The 20,683-nt window shown below is 63.6% G+C and carries 19 protein-coding genes; 10 read left to right on the plus strand and 9 right to left on the minus strand.

The features are described from left to right. Nucleotides 1-160: 160 nt before the first annotated feature. The 7 genes from E1748_RS01780 to E1748_RS01810 all read right to left on the minus strand — a co-directional run bounded on the left by E1748_RS01780 (nt 161) and on the right by E1748_RS01810 (nt 7,392). Nucleotides 161-1,306, minus strand: coding sequence for an acyltransferase family protein (locus E1748_RS01780; RefSeq protein ID WP_133645440.1), 1,146 nt, complete (start codon nt 1,304-1,306; stop codon nt 161-163). 222 nt (nt 1,307-1,528) lie between these two features. Further along, nucleotides 1,529-2,440: an NAD(P)-dependent oxidoreductase gene (locus E1748_RS01785; RefSeq protein ID WP_133645441.1), complete on the minus strand. Its 912-nt coding sequence runs from the start codon at nt 2,438-2,440 to the stop codon at nt 1,529-1,531. 19 nt (nt 2,441-2,459) lie between these two features. Continuing rightward, nucleotides 2,460-3,713 carry an MFS transporter gene (locus E1748_RS01790; RefSeq protein WP_133645442.1) on the minus strand — a complete coding sequence of 418 codons (1,254 nt, stop codon included), beginning with the start codon at nt 3,711-3,713 and terminating at the stop codon, nt 2,460-2,462. 117 nt (nt 3,714-3,830) lie between these two features. Then, the gene (locus tag E1748_RS01795; protein ID WP_133645443.1) at nt 3,831-4,889 is read right to left on the minus strand and encodes a haloacid dehalogenase-like hydrolase; all 1,059 of its coding nucleotides are present in this window, start codon (nt 4,887-4,889) and stop codon (nt 3,831-3,833) included. Nucleotides 4,890-5,051: 162 nt separating this feature from the next. Then, nucleotides 5,052-6,014, minus strand: a complete 963-nt coding sequence (locus E1748_RS01800) for a LysR substrate-binding domain-containing protein (protein WP_133645444.1) — start codon at nt 6,012-6,014, stop codon at nt 5,052-5,054. A gap of 96 nt (nt 6,015-6,110) precedes the next feature. Beyond that, nucleotides 6,111-6,488, minus strand: a complete 378-nt coding sequence (locus E1748_RS01805) for a DUF427 domain-containing protein (protein ID WP_133645445.1) — start codon at nt 6,486-6,488, stop codon at nt 6,111-6,113. Between the two features lie 106 nt (nt 6,489-6,594). Continuing rightward, nucleotides 6,595-7,392 (minus strand): IclR family transcriptional regulator, encoded by a 798-nt coding sequence (locus E1748_RS01810; RefSeq protein ID WP_133645446.1) that lies wholly within the window; start codon nt 7,390-7,392, stop codon nt 6,595-6,597. 186 nt (nt 7,393-7,578) lie between these two features. On the opposite strand from E1748_RS01810, the gene E1748_RS01815 reads away from it, so the two are divergent. From E1748_RS01815 to E1748_RS01840, 6 genes are all read left to right on the plus strand, one after another. Further along, entirely contained in the window at nt 7,579-8,652 is a 1,074-nt protein-coding gene (locus E1748_RS01815; protein ID WP_133645447.1) for an ABC transporter ATP-binding protein, read from the plus strand. Between the two features lie 62 nt (nt 8,653-8,714). Beyond that, complete coding sequence (locus E1748_RS01820) at nt 8,715-10,067, plus strand: ABC transporter substrate-binding protein (RefSeq protein ID WP_133645448.1); 1,353 nt, start codon at nt 8,715-8,717, stop codon at nt 10,065-10,067. 29 nt (nt 10,068-10,096) lie between these two features. Then, complete coding sequence (locus tag E1748_RS01825) at nt 10,097-11,038, plus strand: carbohydrate ABC transporter permease (protein WP_420819310.1); 942 nt, start codon at nt 10,097-10,099, stop codon at nt 11,036-11,038. Between the two features lie 4 nt (nt 11,039-11,042). Then, nucleotides 11,043-11,930: a carbohydrate ABC transporter permease gene (locus E1748_RS01830; RefSeq protein WP_240766244.1), complete on the plus strand. Its 888-nt coding sequence runs from the start codon at nt 11,043-11,045 to the stop codon at nt 11,928-11,930. A gap of 42 nt (nt 11,931-11,972) precedes the next feature. After that, a complete protein-coding gene (locus E1748_RS01835; RefSeq protein WP_133645450.1) occupies nt 11,973-13,091 on the plus strand; it encodes a mandelate racemase/muconate lactonizing enzyme family protein in 1,119 nt (372 codons plus the stop codon). A 16-nt stretch (nt 13,092-13,107) separates the two neighbouring features. Next, a complete protein-coding gene (locus E1748_RS01840) occupies nt 13,108-13,458 on the plus strand; it encodes an L-rhamnose mutarotase (RefSeq protein WP_133645451.1) in 351 nt (116 codons plus the stop codon). Nucleotides 13,459-13,508: 50 nt separating this feature from the next. On the opposite strand, the gene E1748_RS01845 is transcribed toward E1748_RS01840, so the two are convergent. Both E1748_RS01845 and E1748_RS01850 read right to left on the minus strand, forming a co-directional pair. After that, nucleotides 13,509-14,909, minus strand: coding sequence for an MFS transporter (locus tag E1748_RS01845; RefSeq protein ID WP_133645452.1), 1,401 nt, complete (start codon nt 14,907-14,909; stop codon nt 13,509-13,511). A gap of 63 nt (nt 14,910-14,972) precedes the next feature. After that, a complete protein-coding gene (locus tag E1748_RS01850) occupies nt 14,973-15,854 on the minus strand; it encodes an alpha/beta hydrolase (protein WP_133645453.1) in 882 nt (293 codons plus the stop codon). A 143-nt stretch (nt 15,855-15,997) separates the two neighbouring features. Between E1748_RS01850 and E1748_RS01855 the strand changes: the two genes are divergently transcribed. From E1748_RS01855 to ahpF, 4 genes are all read left to right on the plus strand, one after another. Beyond that, complete coding sequence (locus tag E1748_RS01855) at nt 15,998-16,873, plus strand: LysR family transcriptional regulator (RefSeq protein WP_133645454.1); 876 nt, start codon at nt 15,998-16,000, stop codon at nt 16,871-16,873. A 101-nt stretch (nt 16,874-16,974) separates the two neighbouring features. Then, nucleotides 16,975-18,153, plus strand: a complete 1,179-nt coding sequence (prpF, locus tag E1748_RS01860) for a 2-methylaconitate cis-trans isomerase PrpF (RefSeq protein WP_133645455.1) — start codon at nt 16,975-16,977, stop codon at nt 18,151-18,153. Nucleotides 18,154-18,277: 124 nt separating this feature from the next. Next, nucleotides 18,278-18,841 carry an alkyl hydroperoxide reductase subunit C gene (ahpC, locus tag E1748_RS01865; protein WP_133645456.1) on the plus strand — a complete coding sequence of 188 codons (564 nt, stop codon included), beginning with the start codon at nt 18,278-18,280 and terminating at the stop codon, nt 18,839-18,841. A gap of 207 nt (nt 18,842-19,048) precedes the next feature. Further along, entirely contained in the window at nt 19,049-20,635 is a 1,587-nt protein-coding gene (gene ahpF, locus E1748_RS01870) for an alkyl hydroperoxide reductase subunit F (protein ID WP_133645457.1), read from the plus strand. Nucleotides 20,636-20,683 lie beyond the last annotated feature (48 nt).

Below are 20,683 nucleotides of genomic sequence, written 5' to 3' on the forward strand. Positions count from 1 at the left end.
CAGGGTTCGCAGAACGATCCCTCAAGACCTCTTGCTCGATGCGTCGACATGCGCAAAAACTGCGAGTGGCAAGTGGCCGCGGCATCTTCTGCAGCCTCGGAACATCGCGCAAAAGAGGGCGGATGAACGCGGCATTCACCGCGCGGGCAGCGCGGAAAATTCACGTCGAGATATGGCGGACTTTTACCGCGTCCCGCCAACCCTCGCGACGACCCGTAACGCGCTTGCGCAACGCCATGATCGGTGATTCGAGAAACCGCCACGACAATCCCGCAGCGAGCACGGATAGCGCGAAATCGAGCAACACGCCGAGCGTTTCGACAAGCACCGGCGCAACATGCAGTCCACCATAAATCGCAAGCGCCGGCCCAAGCGGATTCGGAATGAAGTTGTGCATCAGATAGAAGCCGTAGCTGATCGTACCGAAGTACGCGAGTGGCCGAAGCTCCAGCGCAGCGACAAAGTAGCTCGACTGGTTGTGCACGATCCACAGCACGACGAGCGCGACCGAGAACGTGAGCGCGAAATCGAACCACGCGTTGCGGCCGGGATCGTTTGCGCCGAGCCATTGCGCGCTTGCCGCGAAGAACACGATGCCTGCAATGCCGACGAGCAGCATCGGTGCGCCATTCAGCATCCGCCGCAATGCGACCGACGAGGGCATCGTCGACAGCATGTAGCCCAAGCCGCCGATCGCCAGGATCGAGAAATTCCACGGCGACAGCACGTAGATCGTGATGTCGTCGACATGCGTCGCGTACATCGCGACATGTGCGATGCCGCCCGCGACGATCGCTCCAATGCAGACGAACGGATGCCAGCGCGACGGCGTCAGCAGAAACACGAACGGCGCGACCAGATAGAACTGCTGCTCGACGGCCAGCGACCAGAACACGCCGAACGGTCCGACCCAATGCCCGGTGACGAGCCCGATCCACACGTTCGACAGATACGTGAAGTGATACGCGAACCCGAGATCCGGGCCCGCGTGCCGATAGAAATGCTGCAGCACGAGCAGCAAGCAGAGCACCGCGTAGTAGACCGGAAAGATACGCAATGCGCGTTTCGTGAAGAACACGCGCATCTGTTCGCGTACGGTCGTGGTCTCGCCGGACGCTTCGATCCTGCGACGCTGCCGGTGCAATTCGCCGATGATCAGATACCCGCTCAGCACGAAGAACATCCACACGCCGAGATCGGACAGATTGAATGCGTGGATGCGCGCCTTGTGGTCGAGGAAAACCAGCGTCACGGCCAGCGCGCGCAATCCGTTGAAGCCTTTGATGTGGGCGGAGGACGAAGACATCTCGATGACAGCGGTCCTGGTCGGCGCGGGACGACCCGCAATAAGCGGCGCCGCATGGACGCCGTTGCATACTGTACGGCGGGCAGGGACGTTCGGACTGTGCGGTGGCGCGCAGTGACGCGAGGGTGGCGAAGGAAGGGCAGCAGACAAAAAAAGCGGGCGGTGTCGCTCGACACGTACACCCGCCAATGCTTCGAGGGAATCTGTGAGTGCGTTCCGGCGCTAGCGCGTTGCTTCGCTTGCCGGTAACGCAGCGGTCCGCGCCTCGATCGCAGTCAACACTGCGGCCATGTCCCCGGCACCATGACCGAGTGCAAGCGTCTCGCCATACAACGCATGGCAAACGTCGAGCAGTGGTGAAGCGATGCCCGCTTCGCGCGCGGCCTCTGCGATCAATCGATTGTTCTTGAGCACGTCGGCGATCGAGGCCTGCATCGAGAAATCGCGACCGGTCAGCTTCGATGCCTTCACGCGCGATACGTCGCTTGCCATCGGACCGGCATTGAGTACTGCGACCAGCTGCGTCGCGTCGACGCCGTTGCGCTGCGCGAAATGCACTGCCTCCGCGAGGCCTGTGACCATGGAGATCAAAAACAGATTTACCGAGAGCTTCATCAGCAGCGCATTCGGTACGGCACCGCAGAAGGTCGTCTGTCGACACATTGGGGCGAAGACGGGGGCAACGCGTTCGACGGTCGCTGGATCGCCGGCGAGCATCGCGACCAGTTGACCCGCTTCGGCCGGTTTGCGCGAGCCGGACACCGGCGCTTCGACATAGTGTCCGCCGGCTGCGCGGATGTCGGCTTCGAGCGCATGCGAATACGTCGGCGATGTCGTACCCATATGCACGACGATGCGGTTCTCGACGCGCGCAGCAAAAGCGGGACCATTGCGGTCGAGCACTGCGTCGATCGCGGCGCCGTCCGCGAGCATCAGGATCACGATGTCGGCCTGACGGAACACGTCGGCTGCACTGTCGGCGACGCGTGCGCCGACTGCCGCGAGCGATGCTGTTTTATCGCGCGAGCGGTTCCACACGAGCAGCGGTGTGCCCGCTTTAGCAAGGTTCAGTGCCATCGCTTCGCCCATCGAGCCGAGCCCGATGAAACCGATGGGGCGTGCAGTGCCGGTCATCTACGCTGTCCTCCTTTGTTCAAGCGGGCGCACCGCGCAGCGCAGGCGTGCCGGCGGATGTATCGTCGATCGGGAAGTGCATCAGGGCTGCGAGCAGCCCGGCCGCCGCCGTCGCGCCCCACAGCAGCGAATACGAGCCGGTCGTATCGAACACGAAGCCGCCGAGCCACGCACCGAGAAACGAACCGATCTGATGACTCAGAAAGCACACGCCGAACAGCGTGCCCAGGTGGCGCGTGCCGAACACCTTCGCGACGAAGCCGCTCGTCAGCGGCACGGTGCCGAGCCATGTGAGTCCCATCACGGCCGCGAACACGACGACCGACACCGACGTCTTCGGCAGCAGGAAGAACGCACCGATCGTCACGCCCCGAATCAGATACAGCCAGCCGAGCACGTGCTGCTGACGGTAGCGTCCGCCGAGCCAGCCGCATGCCCAGCTACCCGCCATGTTGAAGAGCCCGATCAGCATCAGTGCCGTCGCGCCGAGTCCTGTCGGCATGTGGCACAGGTACAGATAGCCGGGCAGGTAGGTCGCGATGAACGCGAGCTGGAAGCCGCAGGTGAAGAAGCCGATCGTGAGCAGTCGGTAGCCTCGATGGCGCAGCGCGAGTTGCAATGTGCGGCGCAACGGAATCGCCAGTTCGGTTGCAACGGGTGAATGTTTTTCATCGTTTGGTTTGCGCCGCTCGAGCGCGACGCCGAACGGCGCAATCGCGAGCATCAGCACCGCGAATACCAGCAGCGCTGCGGCAATGCCCCACGTGAGCCGGATGCTCTGCGACAGCGGAATCATCAGCACCTGACCAAGCGATCCGCCCGCGCTCGCGATCCCCATCGCCATGCTGCGCTTTTCAGGTGAAGCCGCGCGTCCGACTGCGGTCAGCACGACGCCAAAGCTCGTGCAGCTGATGCCGATGCCGACCAGCACCCCCAGCCCGACGACGAGCATCGCGCCCGACGGTGCGAGCGCTGCCAGCGCGAGGCCCGCCGCAAACGCGACCGCGCCGAATGCAACGACACGTGCGCAGCCGTAGCGATCCGCTGCCGCGCCGGCGAACGGTTGCGCGAAGCCCCACACGAGGTTGTGCATCGCGATCGCAAGCGCGATCAGCGTAACGGGAATGCCGCGGTCGTACGAGAACGGACCGACGAACAGTCCGAAGGTCTGCCGGATTCCCATCGCGGCGCTCAGGATGAGGGCTGCAGCCGCGACGCAGAGTGCGGTCCGGTGTTGCGCGGACATCGTGTGCCCGCCGGTTGCTGTCGCCATCGTTCGATCCTCCTTAATCGATGGTGGCAGCGGTCCGGCGGTGCGGCAACGGAAAAGTTTTCGTGGGCAGGTGAGCGTGGCTCATCTGTCCGGCTTACGCATCGACGCGACCGGTTATCACTGAATCGCGTCGGGCTTCACGACGATCCAGTTGCGGTTCGCAGTCACCGGCAGGCCAAGTGCCTTCTGGCGAGCCGCCGATTCATCGGACCACGTACGGATTTGCGTCATCTGACGGTCTTTCTTGTCGACCCATACGCGCACGCCGCCGTGCTCGACATCGGTCGCGTTGAGCAGCATGTAGCCGTCCGACGTCGGCGTATCGCCGGCAACGAGCACCGGCTTTTTCCACTGATCGATCCAGCCGACGATCGAACCGAGTTTGCCTTCATACCAGGTCATCGGATTCATCAGGAACGGGGTAATCACGAGCGACCGGTTTGCCGCCTCGTCGTAGATTCCCTTCTTGATCTGCAGCCGCGATGTCGTGAGCGCGCCTGTCGTGGGGTTGCGCAATAACGTGGTCACACCGATCACGTTCTGCGGCTTCACGTTATAGCCATACTTCGGATCCGACAGCACCATCCGCGTCAGTTCCTCATGCGCGGCCGTCATCACGTACACGGCGATGCCGTTCTCCTGCAAGCGGGCGTACAGCTCCTGCATTCCCTTGAAGAAGCGCGGCGGATTGACGGTCCCGTCGACGACCTTGTCGCCGCTCCAGTAGCGGATCGGAATCGGTTTGCCGGCAGCCAGCATCGCGTCGATCTGCGTCTTCAGGTTCGCAAGCGACAGGCCAGCGAAGGCCTGCGCGATCCACGGATAGCAAACCAGATCGTCGATTTCGCAGAGCCGGTAGTAGTAGCTCGTCAGCGATTCCCGATAGTCCGGCGAGTCCTTGAACGGAATCAGCTTCAACGACGGGTCGAGCGTGTCGCGCGTGAGCAGTCCCTTCGCCTCGAGGTACGGCAGCAACGCTTCCTCGAGATCGTTGCGATAGGTGGTGTTGTCCGCGTCGAACACCGCGTAGTCGCCGCGATTCGCGTGCGCGGCGATCATCGCATCGATGGCCTTAGCTGCCTCGGGCGGCCAGTGCGCGAGATCTGTAGCGTGGGCCGATACGGTCAACGCACAGACGGTCAATGCAGCAGCAATGCCTCGAAAGAGTGTCAGCATGGAATCGCTCCGGAACAGGGTGAGTGCACAAATGTGGATATGCGCGAAAAATTGCAGGATGCAAGATTTCAGCGCTCACGAGATGTGCTCAAGCGACATCGATCCAGGCTGGGGCGACATCGAACGACCGTCTCGCCGACGATCGTTCGGGTAATACCCTGTTCAGTCCTTGCCGTTCTGGGTGCTTTGCGAAGCGGAACCGGCTACGTCGGTGGAGGGTGTTGCGGGGTCGTCCTCGAAGCGCTCGGCTTCTTCGAGCAGCCATTGCCGGAAGCCGAGCAGATCGGGACGCTGCGCGGTGTGATCGGCGCTGACGAGCCAGTAGACCGTCGCGGCTGCGAGCGTGTGCTGGCTGGCTTCGACGAGCGCGTCCGTCGCGAGATCGCGGTCGACCAGTGGTCGTCGGCCGAGCGCGACGCCGAGGCCCATCACGGCGGCTTCGAGTGCGAGCTGGATCGTGTCGAAGCGCAGGCCGCCCGTCACGTCGACGCCTTCGATGCCGGTCCGTTCGAGCCACGCCTGCCAGTCTTCGCTCGCGGTGTTCACGTGAATCAGCGTTGCGCGTCGCAGGTCGATGGCACCGGTGTCGTCCGCGAGCGCGTCGCGATACACGGGGCTGCATACGGGAACGAGCCGTTCGCCGAACAACCGCGTCCACGCATTGCCCGCGACCGGCACGCGACTCAACCGGATCGCGAAATCGAAACCGTCGACTGGAAAACCGACCTGACGACGTGACGTGTCGATCGTCACGTCGACGTCGGGCCAGCGGCTGCGAAAACGCGGCAAACGAGGCAGCAGCCAGCGCGATGCGAGCGTCGGCGCGCAGCTGAGTGCGATGGCGCTACGCGTGTGATGGGTAGGCAAGCGTTGCGTGCCGGTCGCGATCAGCGAGAACGCTTCCGACACGTAGACGAGATAGTCGGTGCCCGCTTGCGTCAGCGACAGCCCGCGCGTTTCGCGGACGAACAGTTCGACGCCGAGCGCCTGTTCGAGTCCGACGATGCCGTGACTGACCGCACTCGGCGTGACGTTCAGTTCGGCTGCGGCGAGCTTGAAACTGCGGTGCCTTCCCGCCGCCTCGAACAGACGCAGCGACGAAAGGGGCGGCAGGCGAAGCGGCATGGCGGGTCCTCGGCGACGGGCAGGGAGTGGATCGCACGAGCATACCCGATGCGCGGACCCGTGAAATCCGTCGCGAGTTGCGCAACCGCGTATTGCTTAGGTTCGCTCCTCGATCGAGTCGACGCGGTTCGGATAGAACGCGACATGTCCCGCGATTGCGGCCACCGCTTCGTACGGCGTCTCGTACGACCACACCGCGTTGACGCCGCGCTCGCCCGCGGCCGTGATGCTGTAGTACACGCAGTCGCCCTTGTACGGGCAATACGTCGAGTGATCGGTGCGCACGAGTTGCGCCATGTCGACATCTTCGCGCGGGATGTATTGCGCGGCCGGGTACGTCGATTCGCGCAGCGTCAGCGCGCGCGTCGAATCGGCGACGACTTTTCCGCCGACCGATACCACGACGCGCGCGGGATTGCGCCCGACCGTGATCGGATGGTCGGGGCCGGGTTGCTTGACTGGTTTGCCGTTCATGGTGGGGTTCCTTTGACTTCAGACCGCTCGATAAGCGAGTGACGGGAACAACGCCCGGCCAGTGTGACAGGTCCGCCCGGATCGTGCTGCCGATAGCTCCGTGGGGTTATTCCGCTTCGCTACCTTTACCGCTTTCCCAGTACACGTTGAGTCCCATCAACGACGTCAGCGTGTCCGCCGCCTCTTTCATTCGAGCGCCGACCTCCGCGATCGACGGCACCGGCGCGTTGTCGATGCGCTCGATGTACGGCGTGGTCAGCGTCGCGATCGCGTGGCCGTCGCGGCCGAACACCGGGTACGCGAGATTGCGCACGCCCTTGACCTGGCGGCTCTGCATCCGCGCGAAACCGCGCTGGCGGATCTGCGCGAGATCGTGTGCGAGCGATGCTTCGTCGATGGCTTCCTCGCCGTCGACGGGTACATGCAGCGCAAGCATCCGCGTGCGCTCGGCGTCCTCCTGGAAGGCCATCAGCACCTGGCCGGAAGCGGTGTCGGTCATCCCGATCAGCGTGCCGACCTTCAGTGAAAAGCCCCAGCGTTCCGGGCTCTCGACCCCCGCGACGATCAGCACACGACCCGCCTGATAGACGCACAGATGGAACGACTGCTTCACGTCGTTAGCGAGCTGCGTCAGCAGCGGCAGCGCAGTCGACACGAGCGAGCGCACCGGTTGATGCCGATGCGCAAGCTGAAACAACAGCAGTGACAGCGCATAGCGTTCGCCGAGCGCGACCAGATAGCCGCGCGTCTGCAACACGACGACCATCCGGAAGATTTCGGCGGTCGTGCGGCCGAGCGCACGCGCGAGTTCGACGAGCGACAGACCTTCCGGATGCCCCGCCAGCAGTTCGATGATGTCGAGCCCTTTCTCGAGCGCGGGTGCCGAATAGCGCGTGGTGTCCAACGTGACTCCCTTGACGGTGGCTGCGTGCGACGCAGCGATGCCGAGATTGTAGAGCGCGGCGCGCTCCACGCGGGCCGATCGGCTCAGTGGGGAAAACACCGACGTCATTTCAAATATAAAAATAGTTTTTATGTATAAAATTACCATCCATACACATCAACGCTACACAAGCGGAGGAGACACCGGATGGCCGAGGTTGCATTCGAGCAGGTGCAGAAGTCGTTCGGCGCCGTCCATGTGTTGAAGCAGATCGACCTGACCGTGCGCGACGGCGAGTTCCTTGTGCTGGTCGGTCCAAGCGGTTGCGGCAAGTCGACGCTGCTGCGCGCGCTCGCCGGGCTCGAAGGCGTGACGCGTGGACGCATCCTGATCGACGGTCGCGTGGTGAACAGCCTGCCGCCGAAAGATCGCGACATCGCGATGGTGTTTCAGAACTACGCGCTGTATCCGCACATGAGCGTGCTGGAGAACCTGACGTTCGCACTGAAGCTGCGTGAGCTGAAGCCCGCTGAGATCGATGCACGGGCCCGCGAGGCCGCGTCGATTCTTGGGCTGAACGATCTGCTCGACCGTTATCCGCGGCATCTGTCGGGCGGGCAGCGGCAGCGCGTCGCGATGGGCCGCGCGATCGTGCGCGACCCGAAGGTGTTTCTGTTCGACGAACCGCTGTCGAATCTCGATGCGAAGCTGCGCGTGCAGATGCGTGCGGAAATCCGCGTGCTGCATCAGCGGCTGAAAGCGACCACCGTGTACGTCACGCACGACCAGATCGAAGCGATGACGATGGCCGACCGCATCGTCGTGCTGAACGGCGGCACGATCGAGCAGATTGGCGCGCCGCTCGATCTGTACGACGATCCCGACAACCTGTTCGTCGCGAGCTTTATCGGCTCGCCGGCGATGAATTTCTTCACCGGCCACTACGCGCAGACGACGGATGCGGCACGCGTGCGCATCGGCGACACGATGCTGCCCGCGCCGCGCGTGCATGCGGCCGACGGCCAGCCAGTCACGATCGGCATGCGCCCCGAGCATCTCGAACTCTGCGCGGCTTCTGACACCGACGGCTTCGCATTCACGGTGAACGTCGTCGAACCGACCGGCGCCGCGACCGAACTGTTCGGCACCGTCGCGGGTACGCCGTGCTGCGTGACCGTCAACGGGCGTCCGGATCTGCGGCCGGGCGTGCAGGCGCGGCTGCGTGCGAAGGTCGAAAACATTCGTCTGTTCGATCCGGACAGCGGGCGCCGGCTGCGCTAACGCTCGCATCACAACGCCCGCCGCAACGACGGCGGCGTTCAATAAACATCAGGAGACGCGCGATGCAGGACCGCAAACGGCAGCAGATCAAAGGGAAGGGCGCACTTGTGCGCGCGGTGGTATCGATGCTGGCGCTCGCCGGTATCGTCGCGGCGGGCACGGCTCGCGCGGACAACGAATACAAGGGCTACACGCTGCGCGTGAAGCTGATCGGCGGCGTGCAGTATGAAGCGCTGTACACGCGCATTCCGCTGTGGGAAAAGCAGACCGGCGCGAAGGTCGAGATCGTGTCGCGCAAGAGTCACTTCGAACTCGACCGTGAATTGAAGCAGGACATCGCGTCGAATCACATCGACTACTGCGTGTCGTCGAACCATACGAATTTCGCCGCCCAGTACCCGATTTTCCGCGACCTGAAGGGTCTTTTCCCCGCCGACTATCTCGCGCAGTTCGCACCGAATCTGCTGAAGCAGTCGGAAGTGAAGGGGCATCTCGTGCAGATTCCACGCTCGACCGACGTCGAGGCGCTGTACTACAACAAGACTGCCTTCGACGATCCCGCGAATCAGGCCGCGTACCGCAAGCAGTTCGGCAAGCCGCTTGCCCCGCCCACCACGTACGCCGAATTCACGCAGCAGGCGAAGTTCTTCACGAAGGCGCCGAACTTCTACGGCACGCAGTTTCCCGGCAAGGACGAAGCGCTGACCGGCACGTTCTATTCGCTGCTGGTCGCGAACGGTGGCCAGTTGCTCGATGCGAAGATGCGGCCGACGTTCAATTCGCCGATCGGTGTGAAGACGCTCGACTGGTTCATCGATCTGTACAAGACCGGTGCGGTGCCGAAGGGCGCGCCGAGCTACGTGTGGGACGACCTCGGCAACAACTTCGCGTCGGGCAAGGTCGCGCTCGACATGGACTGGCCCGGCTTCGCGTCGTTCTACAACGATCCGAAGACGTCGAAGCTCGCGGGTAATGTCGGCGTGGTGCGTGCGCCGCTCGGTGCCGGCAACCGGCGACCGGGATGGTCCGGCTCGCACAGCTTCTCGATCACGAAGACCTGCGATCGCCCCGAGGTCGCCGCGAGCTTCATCCAGTTCCTGACGAGCCACGATTCGCAGATGGTCGAAGCGCGCCTCGGCACGATCCCGTCGCGGCTCGATGCGCAACGCGATGCGGTGAAGGAATTCGAAGCGAAGCACGAGACGTTCATGGCGAACGCGATCGGTGTGTTCAGCACGGCCGCGAAGGAAGATTCGTTCACGCCGCCGCGCATCGCGCAGTGGAACGAGATTTCGAACGCGCTGTGGCCTGAACTGCAAAAGGCGATCATTGGCGACAAGACCTCGGCGCAGGCACTGAACGATGCGGCGAAGAAGGTCTCCGACATCATGCAGGACGCAGCCGACAACGATTGATGATGAACGTCGACAACCGTCGCGGCGACATGCTGCCGTCTTCCTCTCGCGATGCAGCGGGCTCTCGCGTGCTGCATGCGCTCGCTGCCCGTCTGTCGCTGCCCGCGCGGCTGCTGTTGCCTGCGTTTCTGTCGGTCGCGATCGTCGTCGTGCTGCCGCTGCTGTTTTCGCTGTACACGAGCTTCACGTCGTACCGCCTAACCGATCCGGAAACGCTGTCGCACGTGATCGGCTGGCGTAATTATCTGCGCGCGTTTTCGAACGGCGACTTCTGGGCCGCGTTCGGGCGCACCGTGCTGTTTCTGACCGTCGCGCTGAATCTCGAACTGCTGTTCGGGCTCGGTATTGCGTTGTTGTTGAATCGCGTGACGGTCGGGCAGCGCGCGCTGCGCACGGTGATGATGTTCCCGATGATGTTTTCGCCGGTACTGGTCGGCTTCCAGTTCAAGTTCATGCTGAACGACAGCACGGGTGTGATCAACAGCCTGCTGCAGACGGTGTTTGGTGTGAAGACCGCGATTCCGTTTCTCGTCGATGCGAATACGGCGCTCGCATCGCTGATTGCCGCCGAGGTCTGGAACTCGACGCCGGTGTTCGCGGTGATCCTGCTGGCCGGTCTGATGGCGTTGCCGAAAGATCCGATCGAAGCGTCGAAGGTCGACGGCTGCACGTCATGGCAAACCTTCCGCTACGTGACGCTACCGTACCTGATGCCGTTCATCTACATCGCGATGACGATCCGTTCACTCGACGTCGGCCGTGCGTACGACATCGTGCGGATCATGACGAACGGTGGACCAGGCGGCCGCACCGAACTGCTGTGGACGATGGTCGGTCGCATCGCGTACGACGATTCGCACATGGGTTATGCGAACGCGATTGCGTACGTTTCGGTGCTCGTGTCGATTTTCTTCACGCTGTACTTCTTCCGCAAACTGAACGCCGCGCGCCGGCATATGGGACCGGCCTGACATCATGAGCGAACTCTCTCTCGCCGCGGACGATGCACCGGGCCGTACCCCCGCGCAGTGGCTGAAAACCTTCGGACTGTGGTTCGGCGTGTTCGTCGTGATGGCGGTGATCTGTCTGCCGGGGTTGTGGGTCGTGCTCAATGCGTTCCGTTCGAACGTCGCGATCCTGTCGAACCAGACGCCGTTTTCCGCGAGCGGCTACACGCTCGACAACTTCCGCAGCATGTTTGGTTTCGGGCAGATGGCGTCGCTGCCGATCCGCCAGTACTTCGTCAACTCGGTGATCATCTCGTGCGTGAGCACGGCGGCCGCGCTTGTCGTCGGAGTACTCGGCGGCTATGCGTTCGCCCGTTTCGAGTTTCGCCGCAAGAACGTGCTCTTCGTGCTGCTGATGCTGACTCGCGCGATTCCCGGCATCGCGCTGTCGCTACCGATCTTCATGCTGTGGGCGTGGACCGGTCTGCTCGATACGCGCGTCGGCGTGATCATCGTGTACCTCGCGATGAACGTGCCGTTCACCGTGTGGCTGATCGACGGTTTCTTTCGCGAGGTGCCGATCGAACTGTCGCAGGCTGCGCAGATCGACGGCTGCAATCGATGGCAGGCGTTCTGGCGGATCGAGTTGCCGCTTGCGCGTTCGGGTATCGCGTCGGCCGGCATCTTCGCGTTCCTGACGAGCTGGAACGAGTTCGCGCTCGCGACGCAGCTCTGCCGCAGCCCCGACACGAAGACGCTGCCGGTCGGCCTGATGGACTTCACCGCACAGTTTTCAGTCGACTGGGCCGGTATGTGCGCGATGGCCGTCGTGATCATCGTGCCGGCCATCATCCTCACATTCATCGTGCAGAAGCATCTGATCGCCGGGCTGACGCTCGGCGGCGTCAAGGGCTAGAAGCCGTAAAGCAAGACACATGCAACACGCAAGGGAGCATGCATGACAACAATCGATGCGGTCGAGATCCGCCAGGTCGATCTCCAGCCGAAGGTCAAACGCACCGACGCGATCCAGTCGTTCGTCGTGCAGGAAACCGTGCTGCTGACGATCCGCTGCAGCGACGGCAGCAGTGGCACCGGCTATACGTACACGATCGGCACGGGTGGTTCGTCGATCGTCGCGCTGCTGCGCGATCATCTCGCGCCGCGCCTGATCGGCCGCCACCCGGCCGAATACGAAGCGATCTGGCGCGACCTGTTCTTTCATACGCACGCGACCGCGGTCGGCGCGATCACGAGCCTCGCGCTCGCCGCCGTCGATACCGCGCTGTGGGACCGCAACACGCGCGTCGCGGGGCTGCCGCTGTGGGTCGCGGCGGGCGGTGCGAAAGAGCGCATCCGCACCTATACGACCGAGGGCGGGTGGCTGCATCTGTCGGAACGCGAACTCGTCGAGCAGACGGTGCAAGCACAGGCCGACGGTTTTCGCGGCGCGAAGCTGAAAGTGGGGCGTCCGCATCTGTCGGAAGATGTGCGCCGTCTCGAAGCGGTTCGTGCTGCAGTCGGCGACGGCTTCGAACTGATGACCGACGCGAACCAGGGCTTCACGTTCGCCGAAGCGCTGCGCCGCGCGCGCGCGTTCGAGCCGTTTCGCCTCGCGTGGCTCGAGGAGCCGATGCCGGCGGAAAGCGTCGATGCACACCGGCGGTTGTGTCTGTCGACGTCGGTGCCGGTTGCGATCGGCGAATCGCTGTATCACCCAGGACAGTTCGGCGAATACCTGAAGGCCGATGCGTGCGCGATCGTGCAGGCCGACGTCGCGCGGGTCGGCGGTATTACGCCTTGGTTGAAGATCGCGCACGTCGCCGAAGCGCTGAACGTCGAGATTTGCCCGCATTTTCTCATGGAGCTGCACGTGAGCCTGTGCGCGGCAGTGCCGAACGCGACGTGGGTCGAGTACATTCCGCAACTCGATTCGCTGACCGGACGGCGCGTGCAGATCGAAGAGGGCTTCGCGGTCGCGCCACGGGAGCCGGGGCTGGGGATCGACTGGGACTGGGATGCGATCACGGCTGCGCAGCATGTGCATCTGTCGATCGATGCGAAGGCTGCAGCGTGACCGTGGGAGCCATGCAATGACGCGCCATTGCCTGACGCTGGATCTGCGCGACGATCCCGCTGCGATTGCCGAATACGATCGTTACCATCGCGACGTCTGGCCCGAGGTGCTCGCGCATCTGCGGCAATCGGGCATCGACGATATGACGATCTGGCGACGCGGCAATCGGTTGACGATGCTGATCGAAACCGCGCCTTCGTTCGATCTTGCGCAGCTCGCGGTCGGGCCTGAGAGCCCGCCGCGTGTGCAGGAATGGGGGCGGTTGATGGGGACGCTCCAGCAGCGACTCACGGATTCGGCCGGTGACGGTCTGTGGCAGCCGATGGATGAGGTGTTCAACCTGTGCGAGCAACTTGCGCGCGATTGATGTGCCTGCAGGTGGAATCGCGCGTTGCTTTACGTTACGCGCGATTCATCTCACGGCCGCTGCGACGCATTCGCGGCTCGCTCCATTGAGTCATCGTTATGCGTGGCTCGCCCGACGTGCCGTTCAGCACGATCGGCAGCCAACGCTGCCTGGCCAGTCCGCGTGAAGCGCACCAGCGCAAGCGAGATCAACGCCGCAGCGATCACGTAGAACGCGGGCACAAAGCTGCTGCCGGTGGCTTGCGTGAGAAGCGTCACCGTCAACGGCGCGAGACCACCGAACAGCGTGACCGCGAGGTTGTACGAGATCGCGACGCCGGTCGTACGTGCTCGCGCAGGAAACAACGCCGACAACATCCCGGGATGCGGTCCCGCGATCGCAGCCTGAAACAGCGACGCGACGATCTGCGCAGCGAGCAGCCTGCCGATCGAAGGCGCTGACACGATGAACCAGAACAGCGGCAACGTACACAACGCCCACGCGATCACGAACGGATAGAACAGACGGTACGCGCCGAAGCGATCCGCGAGCTTGCCCGAAAACGGAAACAGCACGACGTTCAGGCTCGCCGCGATAAACGTGCCGAACAGCGCCGACTTCAACGGCAGATGCAACTGATGCTCGACGTACAGCGGCAGGTACGCGTTCCACAGATAGTTCGACGCGGTGCCGATCACCATGACGCCCATTGCACACAGCGCTGCATCGCCTTGCTGCGAGACAAAATCGCGGACACGGCGCAGCATGCTCACGCGGGCTTGCGTCGCAGATCGCGCGCGCGACGCTTCGAATTCCTTCGATTCACCCACACGGTGACGGATATAGAAACCCAGCGGCCCGACCAGCGAACCGATCAGAAACGGCACCCGCCAGCCCCACGCGTTGAGCGAGGCCGTGGACAGATGGCTCGTCAGCAGGAAGCTGAGGCCGGAGGACAGCAGCATCGCCAGCGCCTGCGCCGACATGTTGAAGCTGCCGTAGAACATCTTTTTACCGGGCGGCGCATTCTCGACGACGATCACCGACGACATGCTGAACTGCCCGCCGATCGCGAGGCCCTGGATCAATCGAGCGAGCACGACCAGCAGCGGCGCCGCGATGCCGATCGTCGCGTAGCCGGGCGCGAGGCCAAGCAATAACGTGCCGACGCACATCATCAGCATCAGCAGCGAAAACGCGCGGGCGCGGCCTACACGGTCTGCGTAGATGCCGAGCAACGCGCCGCCGATCGGCCGCACGATGAAGCCGAGCGCGAACGTCGCGAGTGCCAGCGACAGCGATGCAACGCTGCTGGTGCCCGGGAAGAACACCTGGCCGATCACCTTCGAGAAATACGCGTACGCAAGGAAGTCGAACCATTCGAAACCGTTGCCGATCACCGACGTCGCGATCGCGCGACGTACCTGACGCGGCGACGCGTGTTCGAAATTCGTGGCGGAGGATGAAGACATGTCGGCTCCAGTCGGATGCGCGTGTTCGCGCGGGGCGTGCATGGTGTCGTGGGCCTGTTGTGCTTATCGCGCGCGGCCGGAGCGGCGGCTACGCAGCACATCGGCGAAAAACGTCTCGACCGCTTCGACCGCCTGCATGCCGTTGTGCGGCACGTTCGGCAGCAGATCGAAGCGAACCGAAACGCCCGCGGCCTCGAAGCTTTGCTTCAACGCATCGAGCCGTTCGGGACGCGTGTTGCCCGCCGAGTTCGCGCCAGGCATGTAGTGCTTGCCGCCTTCGCGATGCGTGATCTCCCATGTTTCCAGATCGGCCTTGCCGACGACCATCTGCACCGGCACGCGACGCAACGCGTCGAGATCGAAGCGCTTGCCGAAGCGCTGTTCGAAACCGCGCAAGCCAACCCACCAGTCGCGATCGACGTCGAGCAGCGTGACCGAACCCGGCGCGCCGATCGATGCAGCCCACAGACGTTCCGGATGCAGGTACGCGAAGCGGTTCACGAACTGGCCGCCGCCGGAGAAACCGAACAGCGCGAACGTATCGAACCGCTTGCCGTAGCGTTCGCCGACGTCGGCAACCATGTCGAGCAGCACGCGATCGTAGTGAATGTCGCCTTCGACGAGATGCTTGAAGCCGTCGCGATTACCGTCGCCGAGTACGCCGACCGGAAACAGCGGACACAGCACGATGCAGTCGTTCCAGCGGCCGAACGGCGCGAATTTGTCGCGGTATTGCGTGAACTGACGACCCGTGCCGTGCATCACGACGACGAGTTCGACATCGTTTGACGCTTCGCGCACGGTGGGCGGCACGTACAACGTGTACGCGAAACGCGGATCGGCGCGATGCGAGAAAACCGTGGTCGAACCGAGGTCGTACAGTGCGGCGCCGCGATCGACGGCTTCGGTGGAGGATGAGTCGGCAATGGAAGCGGGTGAGGACATGGCGGTGTGCACGAAAAAGTGACGGGGTGTCCGCATTCTGCGATCGCCAATTCAAAAACCCTAATTGATTTATCTTTACTCAAGATAAACTTAAGCTTTAGTTTAAAGAGGCTTGGTTCGTATCCGCCCCAAGCTCGATCACGATGAGCACGATCCGTTTTTTACGTACATTTCTCGCGGTCGAAAAGCACGGCTCGCTGGCTGCCGCTGCGGATCGCGTGGCGTTGACGCAAGCGGCCGTCGGCCAGCAGATGCGCGCACTCGAGGACGAACTGCGGCGTCCACTGTTCGATCGTTCGCGACGTGTCGTCACGCTGACGCCGGCCGGACGCGCGCTGATCCCGCACGCACGACGCGTGGTCGCGGCGTACGAAGCAATGCTGGCCGAAACCGACGCACCCGAAGCGATCGCGGGCACGATCACCGTCGGCGCAATCGTATCGGCGATGGGTTTCCTGTCCGAGAACGTCATCGCGTTGAAGGCACACCATCCGGCACTCGAGGTGCGGCTCGAACTCGCGCCGTCCGGACGGCTCGCAGAGCGCGTGTACGCAGGCGAGCTCGACGCCGCGCTCGTCGTCAAGCCGCACGACGCGGTGCCGGTCCGCGCGCAATGGACGCCGCTCTACGAAGAACCGCTGATGCTGCTCGCCAGCACGCGCGTCGCGTCGCCGCACGCGGATGTCGCGGCGCTACTGAAAAGCTGTCCGTTCATCCGCTTCGACCGGCAATCGGAAACGGGTACAAAGATCGAGCAGACACTGCGGCGGATGCGCGTGAAGCCGAACGACGTGCTCGAAGTGAATTCCGTTGCAGCCATCGTCGATCTCGTGCGGCAGAACGTCGGCATCGCGATCGTGCCGCTGCTGAAGCATGTCGCGTGGGCGCGCGACCGCTCGGTCGTGCCGCTCGCGCTGCCGCACCGGCCGCCGGCGCGGATCGTCGGGATGGTCGAGAGCGGGAGTCATCCGGCAATCACGGGGGCAGTGCGTCAGCAACTGCTGCAGGCGATCGGCTGAACGCGACGCGTCGCTTGCGCGTGCGAGAACACCGAATCGCCGCACGCAGTACAGTTCCCGTCATTGCACACGCACAGAACCGGATTTCTTCAGGAGCAGCAGTGAATCAAACCAGAATCGCGGCCGTCTACATGCGCGGCGGCACCAGCAAAGGCGTGTTCTTCCGGGCCGACAGCCTGCCCACCGACCCGGCATTGCGCGACCGGATCCTGCTGCGCGTGATCGGCAGCCCGGACCCGTACGGCAAGCAGATCGACGGCATGGGCGGCGGCACGTCGAGCACCAGCAAGCTCGTGCTGATCGGTCCGTCGTCGCGGCCCGACTGCGACGTCGACTATCTGTTCGGCGCGGCGTCGATCGACACGCCGGTTATCGACTGGTCGGGCAACTGCGGCAACCTGACGTCCGCGGTCGGACCGTTCGCGATTTCGCAGGGCCTGGTCGACGCGCCGCGCGATGGCCTCGTAACCGTCCGTATCTGGCAGGCGAACCTCGGCGCGAAAATCATTGCGCACGTGCCGGTGAAGGACGGCGAGGTCGTCGAGGACGGCGACTTCGAACTCGATGGCGTGACATTCCCGGCCGCCGAAATCCGTTTGGAATTCCTCGATCCGGGCGGCGCCGAAGACGGTAATGCCGCAGCAGGCGCGATGTTTCCCACTGGCCACGTAGTCGATTCACTCGACGTCCCGGGCTACGGCACGTTCCCCGTCACGCTGATCAACGCAGGCAACCCGACGATCTTCATGCACGCCCGCGATCTCGGCCTGCACGGCAACGAACTGCAACCCGACGTCAACGAAAACGCCGCGCTGCTGAAGAAATGCGAGGCGATCCGCGCGCACGCGGCGGTCCGCATGGGGCTCGGCGCGAGCGCGGAAGAGGTGAGCGCGTCGCGGCCGGCCACGCCGAAACTGTCGTTCGTATCGGAGCCGGCAGGCTACGTCGCATCGAGCGGCAAGCGCATCGAGCCCACCGACGTCGATCTGAACGCGCGCATTCTGTCGATGGGCAAGCTGCATCACGCGATGACCGGCACCGGCGCAGTCGCGATTGCGGTTGCCGCGGCGATCCCGGGGACGATCGTGAACCAGCTCACCGCCGATGCAAAGAACGGTCGCGTGCGCTTCGGGCATCCGTCCGGCGCGATGACGGTCGGCGCGGAAGCCGTGCAGCGCGACGGCGACTGGGTGGTCACGAAGGCCGTGATGAGCCGCAGTGCGCGGCGCCTGATGGAAGGTCAGGTGCTCGTGCCGTCGGCGCTGTGGACAGCCCGCTAATCCTTACCCGGCGGGGTTCATAGGTTTTCGCAATGACGTGAATCGGATCAATCAATTTTTCTAAAACACCGGTAGTCGGCATACTTCGTCCACGTTGTAACCACTTACCAAAAAGGACCTCGTAATGCCGATCATCAACAGCCAGATCAAGCCCTTCAAGGCAACCGCGTATCACCACGGCGAATTCGTGCCGGTCACCGAAGAAAGCCTGAAAGGCAAGTGGTCGGTTGTCGTGTTCTACCCGGCCGACTTCACGTTCGTGTGCCCGACCGAGCTTGGCGACCTGGCTGACCGTTACGCCGAATTCAAGAAGATCGGCGTCGAAATCTACGGTGTGTCGACCGACACGCACTTCACGCACAAGGCGTGGCACGACACGTCGGACACGATCGCGAAGATCCAGTACCCGATGATCGGCGACCCGACGCTGACGCTGTCGCGCAACTTCGACGTGCTGATCGAAGAAGAAGGGATGGCCCTGCGCGGCACGTTCGTGATCAACCCGGAAGGCGAGATCAAGCTGTGCGAAATCCACGACAACGGCATCGGCCGTGACGCCGGCGAACTGCTGCGCAAGGTGCAGGCAGCGCAATACATCGCCGCGCATCCGGGCGAAGTCTGCCCCGCCAAGTGGACGCCGGGCGCTGAAACGCTGACGCCGTCGCTGGACCTCGTCGGCAAGATCTGAGCGCGCTGCGCCGGATCGGGTACGGCGCGCAATAGCCGCGCCGTACTCTGAACCGATCTCGGCGGCCCGCACGCTTTAGTCGCGGTGTCCGCCGATCCAAACCACTCCATATTCCTGTCGCTCCGAGACTGCGGTCGTCCCGCCGTCATGGGGACACGCACGCCACGAACGCCACAAGCGCCACTCACGCCACGAATCGGAATCGCCATGCTCGACGCCAATCTCAAGACTCAGTTGAAAACGTACCTGGAAAAAGTCACCCGGCCGATCGAGCTGGTGGCATCCGTCGACGACAGCGCGAAATCGCAGGAACTGCTCGCGCTGCTGAATGACATCGCGACGCTGTCGACGCGCGTGACGGTCATCGAGCGTCGCGGCGACGCCGAGCGCAAGCCGTCGTTCACGATCGGCGAACCGGGCAAGGACACCGGCATCCGCTTCGCCGGCATTCCGATGGGCCATGAATTCACGTCGCTGGTGCTGGCGCTGCTGCAGGTCGGCGGCCACCCGATAAAACTCGACGACGCCGTGATCGACCAGATCCGCGCGCTCGACGGCGACTATCGTTTCGAAACCTACATCTCGCTGTCGTGCCAGAACTGCCCGGAAGTCGTGCAGGCGCTGAACGTGATGGCGCTGATCAACCCGCGTATCCGTCAGATAACGATCGACGGCGCGCTGTTCCAGGACGAAGTCGAGACGCGTCAGATCATGGCCGTGCCGACTGTCTATATGAACGGCGACGTGTTCGGCCAGGGTCGTACCGGCGTAAAGGAAATTCTCGCGAAGCTCGACAGCGGTGCGGAAGCGCGCGCGGCGAAGGCATTGGAGAGCAAGCCGGTGTTCGACATGCTGATCGTCGGCGGTGGGCCCGCCGGTGCGGCTGCGGCAATCTACTCTGCACGCAAGGGCATCGCGACAGGCGTCGTCGCCGAGCGCTTTGGCGGTCAGGTGCTCGACACGCTCGCGATCGAGAACTTCGTGTCGGTGCAGGAAACCGAAGGACCGAAGTTCGCGACCGCGCTCGAACAGCACGTGAAGAGCTACGAAGTCGACATCATGGACGTGCAGCGCGCGGAAGCGCTGATCCCCGGCCGCGTGCACGAAGTGCGGCTCGCGAGCGGCGCGGTGCTCAAGGCGAAAACGATTGTCCTCGCGACCGGCGCGCGCTGGCGCGAAATCGGCGTGCCGGGCGAGCGCGAATACCGCAATCGCGGTGTCGCGTACTGCCCTCACTGCGACGGTCCGCTGTTCAAGGGCAAGCGCGTCGCGGTGATCGGCGGCGGCAACTCGGGCGTCGAAGCGGCGATCGATCTGGCCGGCATCGTGAGTCATGTGACGCTGTTCGAGTACAACGCTCAACTGCGCGCCGACGAAGTGCTGCAACGCAAGCTGCGCAGCCTGTCGAACGTGACGGTCGTCACGCAATCGCAGACCGTTGAAATCACCGGTGACGGCAAGAAGGTCAACGGGCTGGTGTTCGAAGACCGCGTGTCGGGCCACGGGAAGCGCGTCGAACTCGAAGGCGTGTTCGTGCAGATCGGCCTCGTGCCGAACACCGAATGGCTGAAGGGCACAGTCGCGCTGTCGAAGCACGGCGAGATCGTCGTCGATGCGAAGGGCGCGACGTCGGTGCCCGGCGTGTTCGCTGCGGGCGACGTGACGACAGTGCCGTTCAAGCAGATCGTGATCGCGGTCGGCGACGGCGCGAAGGCGTCGCTGGGCGCGTTCGATCACCTGATCCGCAGTTCGGTCGAGGAAAGCCAGCCGGAAGAGGCGCTCGTCGAGGCCTGACGCGACGGACGTGTAACACGATGCTTGAGTGAAAAAGGGGGCGCTTGT

The organism is Paraburkholderia flava (assembly GCF_004359985.1).
Classification (GTDB): Bacteria; Pseudomonadota; Gammaproteobacteria; order Burkholderiales; family Burkholderiaceae; genus Paraburkholderia; species Paraburkholderia flava.